General features: G+C 70.4%; 9 protein-coding genes. 6 read left to right on the forward strand and 3 right to left on the reverse strand.

Annotated features, from left to right (window positions below; genetic code table 11):
• Window positions 1-218: 218 nt before the first annotated feature.
• Both HII36_RS47100 and HII36_RS47105 read right to left on the reverse strand, forming a co-directional pair.
• A complete protein-coding gene (locus tag HII36_RS47100; protein WP_328808213.1) occupies window positions 219-1,472 on the reverse strand; it encodes a glycoside hydrolase family 18 protein in 1,254 nt (417 codons plus the stop codon).
• Between the two features lie 797 nt (window positions 1,473-2,269).
• Window positions 2,270-3,202, reverse strand: coding sequence for a tetratricopeptide repeat protein (locus HII36_RS47105; protein ID WP_173529895.1), 933 nt, complete (start codon window positions 3,200-3,202; stop codon window positions 2,270-2,272).
• A gap of 146 nt (window positions 3,203-3,348) precedes the next feature.
• On the opposite strand from HII36_RS47105, the gene HII36_RS47110 reads away from it, so the two are divergent.
• From HII36_RS47110 to HII36_RS47130, 5 genes are all read left to right on the forward strand, one after another.
• Window positions 3,349-4,323 carry an alpha/beta hydrolase gene (locus HII36_RS47110; protein ID WP_217370837.1) on the forward strand — a complete coding sequence of 325 codons (975 nt, stop codon included), beginning with the start codon at window positions 3,349-3,351 and terminating at the stop codon, window positions 4,321-4,323.
• A gap of 199 nt (window positions 4,324-4,522) precedes the next feature.
• Window positions 4,523-5,293, forward strand: coding sequence for a SigB/SigF/SigG family RNA polymerase sigma factor (locus HII36_RS47115; RefSeq protein ID WP_173529896.1), 771 nt, complete (start codon window positions 4,523-4,525; stop codon window positions 5,291-5,293).
• Window positions 5,294-5,448: 155 nt separating this feature from the next.
• A complete protein-coding gene (locus HII36_RS47120; protein ID WP_173529897.1) occupies window positions 5,449-8,958 on the forward strand; it encodes a HAMP domain-containing protein in 3,510 nt (1,169 codons plus the stop codon).
• A gap of 46 nt (window positions 8,959-9,004) precedes the next feature.
• Window positions 9,005-11,527 (forward strand): SpoIIE family protein phosphatase, encoded by a 2,523-nt coding sequence (locus HII36_RS47125; RefSeq protein ID WP_173529898.1) that lies wholly within the window; start codon window positions 9,005-9,007, stop codon window positions 11,525-11,527.
• A 325-nt stretch (window positions 11,528-11,852) separates the two neighbouring features.
• Window positions 11,853-12,800: a TIGR01777 family oxidoreductase gene (locus HII36_RS47130; RefSeq protein ID WP_173529899.1), complete on the forward strand. Its 948-nt coding sequence runs from the start codon at window positions 11,853-11,855 to the stop codon at window positions 12,798-12,800.
• A 656-nt stretch (window positions 12,801-13,456) separates the two neighbouring features.
• On the opposite strand, the gene HII36_RS47135 is transcribed toward HII36_RS47130, so the two are convergent.
• Entirely contained in the window at window positions 13,457-14,011 is a 555-nt protein-coding gene (locus HII36_RS47135; RefSeq protein ID WP_217370838.1) for an ArsR/SmtB family transcription factor, read from the reverse strand.
• 94 nt (window positions 14,012-14,105) lie between these two features.
• Here HII36_RS47135 and HII36_RS47140 point away from each other — a divergent pair.
• The coding region (locus HII36_RS47140) for a hypothetical protein (RefSeq protein ID WP_173529900.1) at window positions 14,106-14,711 on the forward strand (606 nt) is incomplete at its 3' end.

Raw genomic sequence — 14,711 nt, forward strand, 5'->3', positions numbered from 1 at the left:
GATGCGGCTCGATCAACGCCCACTCGGCATCGGTCACATCGAAGCGCGCCACATCCGAGTTCTACCAGCGATGGCCAGCCCGTCATCGGCCCTCATCAAGATCCGAACCTCGAACAGCTCCTAGGACGCATGAATCATGGATCCCCTCCCCGACCTCGGCCGAAGGGCGCGGTCGGGGAGGGGCATCACGAACGCGAGCGGAGTCGGTGACCGGCTCCCTAGCGCAGAACGCGGTACAGGGCGGAGGTGAGTGAGGCCCTGGCGTCGTCGCCGTCGATGGACCACATCATGTAGCCGCCCAGCCGCTTGTGCCGGATGTAGGCGGCCTTCTGCAGCATCACCGCCGGGTCGTCATACGTCCAGAACTCGTTGCCGTCGTACAGCCACACGGCGCCGGTCCTGACGTCGCGGTAGCGCTTGCCGGGCTTGGCGAGGATGTCCTTGTAGTCCTCGGACCCCGCCTCCCACTTGCCGGGCGCCGCGCCGCTCGCGGACTGGTACACGCCGTCCCCCGCGGGTCCGGCGGGGACTCCGGTCCAGCCCTTGCCGTACGCGGGGACACCGGGGACGAGCTTGTACGCGGGTGCGCCGCGCTCGCGGTAGTAGGTGATGGTCTGGTCGAGGCTTTCGCGGATGTCGTTGGGGTCGCGGCGGTCGTTGAAGAGGTTGGAGTGGTGGCCGGTGATCTTGTCCCAGGGGCCGTGCAGGTCGTAGCCCTGGATGGTGGCGTAGTCCAGGTAGCGGAAGACCTTCCGCACCTCGAGGCCGGCGTCGATGACGCGAGTGGCGGCGGGCAGGAACGCCGTGATCAGGGCGGAGCGCCGGTAGTCGTTCAGCTGTGACCTGAGCTCGGCGACGAAGGCGGTGAAGTTCTGCTTGTCCTCGGGGCGGACGACGTTACCTGGAGCACCGGGGTAACCGGGCCACTCCCAGTCGAGGTCGATGCCGTCGAAGATGCCGGCGCCCGTGCCCTCGGGCAGGTCGGGCAGGTTGCCGCGCAGCCACAGGTCGATGCAGGACTTGGCGAGCTTGCTGCGCGACTCGGGGGTGAGGACGGCGTCGGAGAAGTGCGCGGAGCCGGTCCAGCCGCCCAGCGAGATCAGGATCTTGAGGTGGGGGTACTTGGCCTTGAGCTTCTTGAGCTGGTTGAGGTTGCCGTTGAGTGCCTGGCCCGGCGCGTCCGCGACGCCGTCGATGCTCTGCTCGGCGGGCACGGGCCGCTGCCAGTCGGCCCAGGGGTCGGAGGAGTAGCACTGAGCCTGCTGGTTCACGAACCCGAAGGCGTAGTTGATGTGCGTGAGCTTGCGGGCCGCCCCGCTGGCCACCATGTCCTTGACGTGGTAGTTGCGGCCGTAGACGCCCCACTGGACGAAGTAGGCGACTCTCTTGAAGTCGGGGTGGTGGGCCTCGGCCGGGGCTGACACCACCGTCATGCCGAGTAAGAGGGTGAGAGCGAGCAGGACCTTCTTCACGTGACGTCTCCCAAATTTATAGGAAACTTTCCTGTAAGTTGCCCTGACGGTAGGACGTCGGGATCGGGCAGTCAACGGCAGAAAGCGGACAGAAGCTCGCCCGGGAACGACGAGTGTCGTGCCGCCCCACGCGACCTGGCGTTTTCCCGGACGGGACCGCCGAGCCGGGCGGCGGTCATTCCCCGTCGCCGCATCCGCATCCGCCGCACCCGCCGGTCCCGCCGTCGTCATCGTCATCGGTGCTTGAGGCGCGCGGGCGGGCCGACGGCGATGGCGACGGGGGTGGGGGCGGGCGCATCAGCAGCTCCTCCTGAGCCCAGGCCAGGGCGCCCCCTTCGTACAGCGCGTACGCCTCCAGCTCTTCGGCGTCCGTTCCCCACCTGGCCAACGCAGCGCCCCCAGAGGAGGAAGAGGGACGCCCGCCGTGCTGCCGGCATCCAGCCTGCGGGCAGCATTCCACGACGGCTGAGCGATCGTCGCACCGTCTCCGTGTGCCTGCGCAGTTCCCATTCCCAGCCGAGACCGTGAAGCTCGAACCCGCCGCGCCAGGTTTCTGCGTACGAGGTGATCAGCTGCTCCAGGGGGTGGTTCCCCGGCGCGACGCCCTTGACCCGGGTGAACCACGTCTCGTCGAGCGTGGTGCGCCGTGCCGCGCGAGACGCGCAGCAGCCCGGCTACCGCCGTCCTGACCATCCCGCCGACGGAACCGTCATGTGGCCGGCGATTCGATCGTGACAGACGTCGTCCGAATCGCCAATACGCCGTACGTGGCCGGTCAGCAGGCGCGTAATCCCAGGTCAGCCCCGACGCCAGCGGAATCGTCCGCCGCTCACCCAGGCAGGGACCTTGCGCTCACCGGTGGCCTCCTTCCAGGCGTCCGTCACCGCGCGGGGAACCATCAGGTAGAGCTGCTTCAGGTCGTCGGCGCAGGACTGGGCCTCGTCGGCGGGACCGTAGTTCCCGTACACCAGCAGCGCCCCGATGAGAGCGGGAGGCGCCAGTTCGGGCCGATTGAGCCTGATCGCCGCCAGCGCGAAGTTGTGGAAGCACATCGCGGCCTCCTGCGGAGCAGTCTCGACCATCCCGCCGAACAACTCGCTGGCTTCGTAGAGTTGCGGCAGCGCCTCTGTGAGCCGGTCCAAGCGCGCCAGCAGCGTTCCGGACAGGAGCAGGGCCGTCGCCAGCCGCTCGTCCCTGTAGTCGGCGGACGTCGACGTGCGTAAGAGATGTAATCCTTCGGCCACCGACGCGTGGGCCTCCTCCTGCAGCCCCCGCAGGGCCAGCACCCTGGCGAGGTCCGTCAGCGAGGCCGCGAGTCCTCCCGCCGCCGCGGGATCGTCGCGCAGCAACCGGCGCCTGACCGCCACCGCCTCCTCGACGGCCCGCACCCCTTCTTCCAGATCGCCGCCGGTGGCGAGCATCGGGCCCAGGACGCTCAGCACCCTGGCCACCTCGTCGTCCTGCGACGCCCCGAGCCGCCTGCGTACGGCGAGTTCCTCGCGCAGCAGCTCGATCGCCTCGCCGGGTCTCCCGGTCTTGATCAGGACCAGCGACAGGTTGTTCAGCACGATCGCCAGGTCGAGCAGGTACTCTCCTGGATTCTCCGCGTCCAGCAGGCGATGAGCGTCGACGGCACGCCGACAGGGCTCGATCGCCTCCTCGTAGCGTCCGGCGCCGATCAGCGGGACGGTCTCCTGATACAGCCCGTCCGCCCACTCGAAGAGGCTCACGATCCGGACGCTACTTCAGCCACACGGTGGTCGGCCAGAGCCGATCACACCTTTCGCGCGGGCTGCGGGGGGCTATGCGATCAAGACGGCGCGTACTAGTGTCTACGTGTGTAGATATTAAGCCGCCGGCCCCGAGCAGGGAGCGCATGATGACGTACGTCCCCGTTCCTTACGACCCCGAACTCGAGGAGGGCCTGGCGGCGTTCCTCGCGGCCGTGGAGGTGGTGCCGCTGCGCGCGGACACCATCCAGCGCAACCGGGAGATCTTCGCGGCGCTCGTCCCGCCGATGGCGGAGATCGCCGGTGACCGGCCGGTCGAGTGGTGGGACGTGGACGTCCCAGGACCGGCGGGCGCACCCGACGTGACCGTCACGGTCGTGCGCCCCAAGGGCGGGCCGCGGCCGGGCGCGGCGGGCATCTACGAGATCCACGGCGGCGGCATGGTGGTCGGCACGCGCTTCTTCGGCATCGAGGGGCTGATCCAGTCGGCCGTCGAGCACGGCACGGTGGGCGTGAGCGTGGAGTACCGCCTGGCCCCCGAGCACCCCGCGCCCGCGGCGGCCGAGGACTGCTACGCGGGGTACGTCTGGACGGCCGAGCACGCCGAAGAGCTGGGCTTCGACCCGCGGCGGCTGGTGGTGTCCGGGTTCAGCGCGGGCGGCGGGCTGACCGCGGCGGTGGGCATCATGGCACGCGACCGCCAGGGCCCGGTGGCGGCCGGGCTCTACCTGGGCGCCCCCATGATCGACGACCGGAACACCAGCGTCTCCAGCCGCCAGTACGACGGCATCGGCGCCTGGGACCGCAACAACAACGACACCGCGTGGAACGCGATACTCGGCGCCCGCCGGGGCACCGCTGACGTGCTGCCGCACGAGGTGCCCGCGCGGGCGGCGGACCTGTCCGGACTGCCGCCCATGTACATCGAGGTGGGCGCGGCCGAGGTCTTCCGCGACGAGGCGGCCGAGTTCGCCCGCCGCGTCTGGGAGACCGGCGGGCAGGCGGAACTGCACGTGTGGGCCGGCGGCTACCACGGCTTCCCCGGCACGTCCGACGCCCGGGTCTCGCGTGCCGCGCTGGCCGCCAGGCTGTCCTGGTTCCAGCGCGTCCTGGATCTCTGAGCGCCTCCGGAGGAGAGCACGTGCGCGCCCAGTCGTGATCGTTTTGTTACCTGGAATGCTCATACGCACGCCGGAAATGGGGGATCTTTAGTGATCCGGAAGTCAAGCAGAGGCTTCGATCCCATCGCCATCAGGCGTGCCTCTGCATGGGCTTTTCCCGGACGAGGCCGCCTGTGCACCCTTATGCATGGAGCATCAGATGCCCGTCCTGGACAGAGCACTCGAAGAGATGACCGCCGAACAGCTCCTGGCCGAGATGAACAGGCCGGAATGCTCGCGATCCCGCGCGGCCGGCATCCGTGAGCGGGTCGTCGACCTGTACCGCGACCTGGTGACCGAGGTCACCCGCCGCTACCGCTACCGCGGCGAGCCGATGGAGGACCTGCGCCAGGCCGCGTACGTCGGCCTGATGAAGGCCGTCAACGGCTTCGACCCCGACCTGGGCCACGAGTTCCGCGGCTACGCGATGATCACCATGACCGGCGAGGTCAAGCGGCACTTCCGCGACCGCACCTGGGCCATCCGCGTGCCCCGCGTGCACCAGGAACGCCGGCTGGAGCTCAACAAGGTCACCGCCGAGCTCACTCAGGAGCTCGGACACTCGCCGACCGTCGCGCAGCTGGCCGCCAAGATGGGCATCTCCGAGGAGGACGTGCTCCTCACCCTCGACGCCGCCACCGCCTACAACGCGCTCTCGCTCGACGCGCCGGTGTCCGGCGAGGAGGACGCGGCGAACCTGGGCGACCTCCTGCCCGCGCAGGACGACTCGCTGGACGCCATGCTCGGCCGGCACGCGATCAAGCCGCTCGTCGACGCGCTGCCCGAGCGCGAGCGGCGCATCCTGCTGATGCGCTTCTACGGCAACATGACGCAGTCGGAGATCGCCGCCGAGTTCGGCATCTCGCAGATGCACGTCTCCCGCATCCTGCGCGCGGTCCTGACGAAACTGCGCCGGGCCCTCCTGGACTGACCCCTCTTGACAGCAGAGGGCGGACGAAGTTCGAAGATCGAGTAACCTCGTCCCGCGCGTAGTTTGTGGACGATGTTCTTATTTGTCTGGTCGCGGTCGGTGGCAAGCCGGCTGTCAGGACGTTGGTCGATGAGACAGGACAATGAGAGTGGTCAATGAGTGACACGACAACCGGCGGATCCCGTCTCACCTCTCACCCCGGGACCGAAGTCGGTGAGCCCGAGCTGCGGCAACTGCTCGTCGGACTGACCGCGGTGCGCGACGGTGACTTCGGCATCAGGCTGCCCGACGACGCCGACGGCGTGCTCGGCGAGATCGCCGTCGTGTTCAACGGCATGGTGGACCAGCTGTCGCTGTTCACCTCGGAAGTGACCCGGGTGTCGCGCGAGGTGGGCACCGAAGGACGGCTCGGCGGCCAGGCCGACGTGCCCGGGGTCTCCGGCACCTGGAAGGACCTGACCGAGTCCGTCAACGCCATGGCGGGCAACCTGACCGGCCAGGTGCGCAGCATCGCCCAGGTCACCACCGCGGTGGCCAAGGGCGATCTGTCGCAGAAGATCGGCGTGGACGCGCGCGGCGAGATCCTGGAGCTGAAGAACACCGTCAACACGATGGTCGACCAGCTCTCGTCCTTCGCCGACGAGGTCACCCGGGTCTCCCGCGAGGTCGGCACCGAGGGCCGGCTCGGCGGCCAGGCCCGGGTGCCGAACGTCGCGGGCACCTGGAAGGACCTCACCGACAACGTCAACTCCATGGCCGACAACCTGACCAGCCAGGTACGCAGCATCGCCCAGGTCACCACCGCGGTGGCCAGGGGCGACCTGACCCGCAAGATCGACGTGGCCGCCCGGGGCGAGATCCTGGAACTGAAGACCACGATCAACACGATGGTCGACCAGCTCTCCTCCTTCGCCGCCGAGGTCACCCGGGTGGCGCGCGAGGTGGGCAGCGAGGGCAGGCTGGGCGGCCAGGCCGAGGTCGAGGGCGTGTCGGGCACCTGGAAGCGGCTGACGGAGAACGTCAACGAGCTGGCCGGGAACCTGACCAGGCAGGTGCGCGCGATCGCCGCGGTGACCAGCGCGGTGACCACGGGCGACCTGACCCGCTCCATCACCGTGGACGCCGAGGGCGAGCTGGCCGACCTGAAGGACAACATCAACTCGATGGTGGAGTCGCTGCGCGAGACCACCCCGGCCAACCAGGAACAAGATTGGCTGAAGTCCAACCTGGCCCGCGTCTCGCGGCTCATGCAGGGCCACCGCGACCTGACCCAGGTGGCCGGGCTGGTGATGAACGAGCTGGCCCCGCTGGTCGAGGCCCAGTACGGCGCCTTCTTCCTGGCCGAGGAGAACGAGCTGCGGCTCATCAGCGCCTACGGCTACCCGGCCGACCCCGACCGGCCCACCCGCTTCCGGATGGGCCAGGCGCTGGTCGGCCAGGCGGCGAGCGTGCGCAAGACCATCGCGCTGACCGACCTGCCACCCGGCTACGTCACCATCTCCTCCGGGCTCGGCCGGGCCACGCCGGCCGCCCTGGTGGTGCTGCCCATCGTCTTCGAGGAGCAGGTGCTCGGCGTGATCGAGCTGGCCTCCGTCACCCCGTTCACGCAGGTCCACCGGGTGCTGCTCGACCAGCTCATCGAGACCATCGGCGTCAACCTCAACACCATCGTGGCCAACGCCCGCACCGACGAGCTGCTGGCGGAGTCGCAGCGGCTGGCCGCCGAGCTGCGGGCCCGCTCGGAGGAACTGCAGGAGCAGCAGGAGGAGCTGCGGCGCTCCAACGCCGAGCTGGAGGAGAAGGCGAGCCTGCTGGCCAGCCAGAACCAGGACATCGAGACCAAGAACCTGGAGATCGAGCGGGCCAGGCAGGAGCTGGAGGAACGCGCGCACCAGCTCTCGCTGGCCTCCAAGTACAAGAGCGAGTTCCTGGCCAACATGAGCCACGAGCTGCGCACCCCGCTCAACTCGCTGCTCATCCTGGCCCAGCTGCTGGCCCAGAACCACACCCGCAACCTCACGCCCAAGCAGGTGGAGTACGCCGGGATCATCCACTCGGCCGGCTCCGACCTGCTGCAGCTCATCAACGACATCCTCGACCTGTCGAAGGTCGAGGCGGGCAAGATGGACGTCAACCCCGAACGCGTCCCGGTGCGGCAGCTGCTCGACTACGTCGAGGCCACCTTCCGTCCGATGACCGGGCAGAAGGGGCTCGACTTCCGCGTCATCACCACGCCGGGGCTGCCGACCGAGCTGCTGACCGACGGCTCGCGGCTGCGCCAGGTGCTGGGCAACCTGCTGTCCAACGCGGTCAAGTTCACCGAGGCCGGCGGCGTGGAGCTGCGCATCGAGCCGGCTGCGCCGGCCGAGCCGCCGGCCACCGTACGGGCCCACGGCGCGGCGGTCGCGCTGCGGGTCAGCGACACCGGCATCGGCATCGACGAGCAGCAGCTCGAGGTGATCTTCGAGGCGTTCCAGCAGGCCGACGGCACCACCAGCCGCAAGTACGGCGGCACCGGGCTGGGCCTGTCGATCAGCCGGGAGATCGCCTACCTGCTGGGCGGCGCGATCACCGCGCAGAGCACTCCTGGCCAGGGCAGCGTCTTCACCCTGTACCTGCCGATCGCCCGGCCCGACTTCGAGGAGCACCACGGGAGCGCCGCCGAGCCCGCCGTCACCGGGGACATCGGGGACACCGGGGACACCGGGGACACCGGGGACATCGGCGGTCGGCGCGAGCTCGCGGCCCCGGCGGCCCGGGCGTCCGCCGCGCCGGCGCACTCGCCGGTGCGGCACCGCAGGCTGATGGTGATCGAGCAGCGGGCCGGCGGGCTGCTGTCGCTGGTGGCCGAGAGCATCGTGACGGAGCTGTCGGGAGGCAGGGGCGAGGCCATCGAGCTGTCGGGAGGCAGGGGTGAGGCGATCGAGCTCGTCACCGCGGTCGGGGCGCAGGAGGCGGCCGCCACGCTGGCCACCCAGGCGTGCCACTGCATCGTGCTCGACCTCGACCTGCCCGACCACGCGGCCTACCAGCTGCTGGACGCCATGGACGGCGACCCGGCGCTGGCCGTGGTCCCCGTCCTGGCCTACAGCAACTGGCGGACCGACCCGCAGCAGGAGACGCGCCTGGGCGCCCGTCCGCCCGGCCGCCGCATCGAAGCCCTGTCCAGCCTGGACGAGCTGCGCGAGCGGATCGCCCTGCACCTGACCGCCGACCACCCGGGCGAGGTGCTGCCGCTGATCAGGCCCACGCCGGTGGAGTCCCCGGCCGGGTTCAGGGGCGACGGCGCGCTGGCCGGCCGCACCGTGCTGGTGGTCGACGACGACACGCGCAACCTGTTCGCGCTCACCAGCATGCTGGAGATGCACGGCGTCAACGTGCTGCACGCCGAGAACGGCCGCGAGGGCATCGACACGCTGACCGCCCACCCGGGCACGGATCTCGTCCTGATGGACGTGATGATGCCGGAGATGGACGGCTACGCGGCCACGGCGGCGATCCGGGCCATGCCGGAGTACGCCGACCTGCCGATCATCGCGGTGACTGCCAAGGCGATGCCCGGCGACCTGGAGAAGAGCATCGCGACCGGGGCCAGCGACTACGTGACCAAGCCCGTCGACTCCGACCATCTCATCGAGCGGATCAGGCACTGGCTCAAGGCCTGAGCCCGGTCCGTCCGAGGTCGTATGTTCACCGGCAAGGAGTGACAGAGTGCAGAGCGCCCATCAGCCGACCGTCCCCGCGGACGGCGAGTTCGTGGACGGCGGTGCGAACGGCGGGGCCGTGACCAATGTGGGGCGGTTGGCGGCCACCGTCGAACGACTGCGGGAGGAGGTGCAGCGCGCCCAGCGCGCCGCCGAGGGGCGCGCGCTGATCGAGGTGGCCAAGGGCATCCTGATCGAGCGGCTGCAGTGCGGGCTCACCACCGCCGCGCAGCAGCTGGCCACCCTCGCCGAGCAGGCGGGGGTGACCGAGCTGGAGCTGGCCGCCGACATCATCAACCAGGCCGCCCGCGACCGGATCAGCGAGGCGGCCCGCGAGTTCCTGGACGCCACCCGCCACAGCCCATGGCGCCCGCACCCGGATGCGGACGCCACGGGCGAGGGTTCCACGGGCGGGGGTTCCACGGGCTCGCGGCCGGGTGCGGAGGCCGCGGGCGAGGGTTCCGTGGGCGCGTGGCCGGGTGCGGAGGTCACGGGCGATGGTCGCGTGGGCGCGCGGCCGGGTGCCGCCGGGCTCGCGGTCCGGCTGCGTACCGCCGAGAACGGGCTGCTCCGGGCCGGGGACAGCCAGGCGGTCGCCGAGTCGCTGCTGGAGCACGCGCTCGCGCCGCTGGGCGCCACCGCCGTGGCCGTGTGGGCGGCCGGCCCCGACGCGTCGCTCACTCTGGCCGGGTACGCCGGACACAGCCGGTCGGAGGCCGACCGGTGGCGTTATGTGCCCCCGGGGGTCGAGACACCGGCCCGCCGGGCACTGGTCGAGCGGCGAGCCGTCCGGGTGCGGGCGCTGTCCGAGGTCGGGCTGCCCTCGATCGGCATGCAGACGACCCCGGACGGCGGCCGCGTCACGATCCCGGCCGGCACCGGCGGCCGGATACTCGGCGTGCTGGAGATCAGCTGGACCGGCCCGCTCGAACCGCAGTCGCCGCAGGTCGCCAAGCAGTTCGAGGCCCTGGCCGAGCTGTGCGCGCACACCCTCGACCTGCCGCCGGGCGACCGGCCGATGACCCCGGAGCTGACGGACCTGGCCGACTCGCTGCTCGACGCCGCGATGGTGCTGCACCCGCACCTGGACGCGGAAGGCCGGCTCACCGACTTCCGGATCCGGCACCTCAACAAACACTTCGTCGACCCGGCCGGCCGGCCCGGCAGCGCGGTCGACGGGCTGTTGCTGCTGGAGGCGTACCCGCTGGTGGCCGAGGACGAGCACCTGTTCGCCAAGATCGAGCACGTGCACGCGACCGGCGAGCCGTTCACGGCCGAGCGGATGACGCTGACGGCGCTGGTCGACCAGGTCCCGCTGGACAGCGTGGCCAGCGTCAGCATCACCAGGCACGGCGAGGAGGTCCTGCTCATCTGGCGGCTGCAGGACGAGACCACCCGGCTGGCCAGCCTGCTCCAGCACGCCCAGCGGCTCGGCCGCATCGGCGGCTTCGAGGAGAACGCGCTCACCGGGGACATCACCTGGAACAGCCAGCTCTACGCGCTCTACGGCATGGAGCCGCACCAGCCGCCGATCCCGCTGGAACGCCTCGCCGACCACGCCCACCCGGACGACGCCGACGCCATCGCCGGATTCCTGCGCAAGCTGCTGCACCACCGCCGGCCGGACGCGGCGGCGTTCCGGCTGCAGCGTCCCGACGGCATCGCCAGGCACATCAGGGTGGTCGCCGAACCCGTGCTCGCCCCGGACGGGCGGCTGCTCGCCGTCCGAGGGGCTTACCAGGACATCTCCTCACAACACTGGACGGAGGTCGCACTCGCCGCCACTCGCGACCAGCTCGCCCACACCGAGCAGCAGGCCGCCGCGCGCAACCGCCTGGCGCTGCAGCTCCAGCGGGCCATCATGCCGTCGAGCCGCGGGCCGATGGAGGCGTTCGACCTGAACATCGCCGTCCGCTACCGGCCCGCGGAGAAGGAGCACCTGGTGGGCGGCGACTGGTACGACGCGGTCGTGCTGCCGTCCAAGCAGGTCCTGCTGTCGGTGGGCGACGTGGCCGGGCACGGGATCGAGGCGGCCACCGGCATGGTGGTCCTGCGCAACGCGCTACGCGGGCTCGCCGCCACCGGGGCAGGCCCCGGACAGCTGCTGACCTGGCTCAACATGGTCGCCCACCACCTGACCGACAACGTGACCGCCACCGCGATCTGCGGCCTGTACGACCCGCAGACCCACGTACTGCGCTGGGCCAGGGCCGGTCACCTGCCTCCCATCCTGCTCAGACGGGACGACGCGACGGAACTCGAGATGATCGGCGGCGTACTCCTCGGCGCGGTGTCCGGCATCGACTACGAGGAGGACCAGGTGCAGCTGGAGCCGGGCGACGTGCTCCTGATGTACACCGACGGCCTGATCGAGCGCCGGGACCGGCAGTTGCAGCAGTCGCAGGAGCAGCTGCTGCAGACGGCCAGGCACCGCACGGACACCCTGGAGCACCGGCTGGACCATCTCCTCACCCACAGCAACTCCGACACCGACGACGACACCTGCCTGATCGGAATCCAGCTCCACTGAGACGGGGCCGTCAGGACTCGCCGTATGGCGGATCTTCGGGTCTTCTCGCACCCGATGAGCAAGTTCGCCGAATCGCCTTCCAGGAAGGAGGATTTCAAGAGCGCACGCTCAGGGCACGCCGCAACGGTCGTCTTGACGGCACCGCCGGCGCCGCCGGCCATCGTGAGGTCGACGGCAACAACAACCCGCCCAACGTCGTGGACAAGTCACCGAACCACGGGACGGCGCCATCAACGTCCACCACGAATGTCATCGAGTGACCCGCTCCTGAACGCGTTCAGCACCGCGGGTTAGGCTGGCCGCGGACACCTGGGGGAGAAGCCGCATGAAGATCGTGATACCCGGGGGAACCGGGCAGGTAGGCGCGATCCTCAACCGCGCGCTGACCGCGGCAGGCCACGACGTCGTCGTCCTGACCAGGCGGCCGGCCCGCGATCGCGAGGTCGGCTGGGACGGCGCGTCGCCGGCCGCGTGGACGAAGGAGCTCGACGGCAGCGACGTCGTCATCAACCTGGCCGGGCGCAGCGTCAACTGCCGCTACACGCGTGACAACCTGCGGGCCATGATGGATTCGCGGGTGCGCTCGACCCGCGCGGTCGGGCAGGCGATCGCGGCCGCCGCGCGGCCGCCCCGGGTCTGGCTGCAGATGAGCACCGCCACGATCTACGCCCACCGTTTCGACGCCCCCAACGACGAGGCGACGGGCGTGCTCGGCGGCGCCGAACCCGGCGTGCCGGGCTATTGGCGCTACAGCGTCGAGATCGCCAAGGCGTGGGAGCGGGCGCAGGATCAGGCGGACACCCCGGACACGCGCAAGGTCGCCCTGCGGACCGCGATGGTGATGAGCCCCGATCGCGGCGGCGTCTTCGACGTCCTGCTGCGCCTGACACGACTCGGCCTCGGCGGCCCGGTCGGCGGCGGCGCCCAGTACGTGTCCTGGATCCACGAGAGCGATCTTGTGCGTGCCGTGGAGTTCCTGATCGGCCGAGACGACCTCAGCGGACCGGTGAATCTCGCCGCTCCCGATCCCGTCCCGCAGCGCACGTTCATGCGCGCGCTCCGGGCCGCCTGGGGTGTTCCCGTGGGGCTGCCCGCGACGAGGTGGATGGCCGAGCTCGGGGCGTTCGCGCTGCGTTCGGACACCGAGCTGCTGCTGAAGAGCCGCCGTGTCGTCCCCGGCCGCCTGCTCGACGCGGGCTTCGCCTTCGACCACCCGCAGTGGCCGGACGCCGCCACCGACCTGGTCCGGCGGACGCGCCTGGGCCGGAAGTGAAACCTGGTCGGTTGCCGTCGCCCACGGGGCTTGCACCGCAGATCGACCCGATGCAGGGGAGCTGAGGCGTCGGCCGGCTGGTGCTGCTGGGCCGAGGTGAGGCTTCCGAGGATGCCGGGATCATGGTGCTCCGGCATGGGATGGCAGTGTTGCGGCGGCAGGTTGCCCGGCCGAAGCGGTTTGGGGCGATGCGGGGGCTCCTGCCACCCGGGCCGCGGGCTCACCGGCCGGTCACGCCGGGCACTCTGATGGCCCCGAACCGGCCCGGCCGCTGGAGAACAAGCAAGGAGACCCCGGAACTGGCGGCGCGGGAGAACCCGGCCTGCAGATAGCGCCGGGTGAACGATGAACCGATCCGGCTCGGTCATCAGGTCAGCGAGGCGACCGTGCGGCGGCTCCGCCGGAGCCGGTGCGTCGGCCCGGCTCCCACGCCTTCTGGCGAAATCGGCTCGTCCCGCCTGCGAAGCGTGACGGCGCTGAAGAGCCAGGATCCGGTCATTCGAGCCGGTCGTCTTCGATCAGTGTCAGCCGGCTTGCACCGGTTCGGAGGAGATGCTCGACGCTGCAGGTCCGGCCGAGCGGACCCGCAACGGGACCGGTTCGCATGGCGAATACTTCTCGCAGGTCGGAGCGGAGTTCCCCGAAGGGGAGAGGAATCAGGGGTCGCGGGAGTCGGGGAAGCCGATCCAGCGCAGCAGGACCATCCGGGCGTCCGGGGGTGCGCTGTCGCGGTCGGTGCCGAAGCGGTGCACCAGTTTGAGGTACTCCTCGTGGAACTCCTTGAGCCGTTCCTTGGTCATGAAGGTGCTGGCGCGGGAGCCCTGCTGCCAGTCGCCGTCCTCGTCCCGGTTGTGGGCGAAGGCCGACAGCAGCCGCAGGTCCTCGGCGAGCTTGGAGTCGCCCAGCCGCTCGGCGAGGTCCTGCTCGGCGGTGGTCAGTTCGTCGCGGTCGGGCATCCGCCGGTCGGCCTGGACGACGTCCCACCAGCGTTCCCGCCCCTTGGCGCGGTCGCGCAGCTCGGTCACGAAACCGGTGTCGGACAGCATGCGCAGGTGGTAGCTCGTGGTCCCGGTGTTCTGGCCCATGGCCTGGGCCAGCGTGGTGGAGGTGGCCGGGCCGTGTCGGGCCAGGTGGCGGAGGATCTCCCGCCGCAGCGGGCTGGCGAGCGCCTTCATCGCCGCCGGGGTGTGCATGACCGGTTCCGTCGACATGTGACCAGCTTAGCCGTACCGAGGAAGCTATGCAGAAAGTTTCATGCAGAGAAAGACTTGCAGAAAAAATTCTGCAAGATTAGGGTCGGCGGCCATGAACGGGAAACGAATCGCCGGGCTGTCCTTCGTCACCGCGCCTCTGCTGGTCCTGGCCGGCTGGGCCTTGATGCGCCTGGGCGGTACCGGGGGCCGGGAACCCGGCTGGACCCTGGCCCACATCGCGTGGGCGCTCAACAGCGTCATGTACGGGATCGTCTGCGTCGAACTGCACCGACGCGCCAGGGACACCTCGCCCGGCGGGCGGGTCCTGGCCGCGGGCGCGCTGGTCGCCGGGGTCGTCGGCGCGGGCTGCCTGCTCGTCCAGATGCTGATCGACCTGGTGGTCGGCTTCTCCACCGGTAACCGCGCCGGCATGCGGGCCCTGAGCGACCGGATCCACGACCTGCCGGGCGTCCAGCCGGTCGTCTACGACGTCGGTCCGGCGCTGCTGTTCGTGGCGCTGGTCGTACAGGCGATACACCTCGCCACGCAGGGCAGGGCCACCGCCTGGTTCGCGACCCTGGTGACCGTTTCGGTGCTGGTCAACGGCGCCGAACTGCTGATCGACATCCCGTTGCGGCTGGCACAGGCCGCATCGGCGCTGATCCTGTGGGCGGCCTTCCTGCCGACGGGACGCGAACTGCTGCGCCGCAGCCCGCCC

It is taken from the genome of Nonomuraea antri (assembly GCF_013283785.1).
Lineage (GTDB): Bacteria > Actinomycetota > Actinomycetes > Streptosporangiales > Streptosporangiaceae > Nonomuraea > Nonomuraea antri.

Coding starts and splice junctions, on each gene's coding strand:
- HII36_RS47110 (WP_217370837.1), top strand. CDS start 3,349: ATGATGACGTACGTCCCCGTTCCTTACGACCCCGAACTCGAGGAGGGC.
- HII36_RS47135 (WP_217370838.1), bottom strand. CDS start 14,011: ATGTCGACGGAACCGGTCATGCACACCCCGGCGGCGATGAAGGCGCTC.
- HII36_RS47115 (WP_173529896.1), top strand. CDS start 4,523: ATGCCCGTCCTGGACAGAGCACTCGAAGAGATGACCGCCGAACAGCTC.
- HII36_RS47130 (WP_173529899.1), top strand. CDS start 11,853: ATGAAGATCGTGATACCCGGGGGAACCGGGCAGGTAGGCGCGATCCTC.
- HII36_RS47120 (WP_173529897.1), top strand. CDS start 5,449: ATGAGTGACACGACAACCGGCGGATCCCGTCTCACCTCTCACCCCGGG.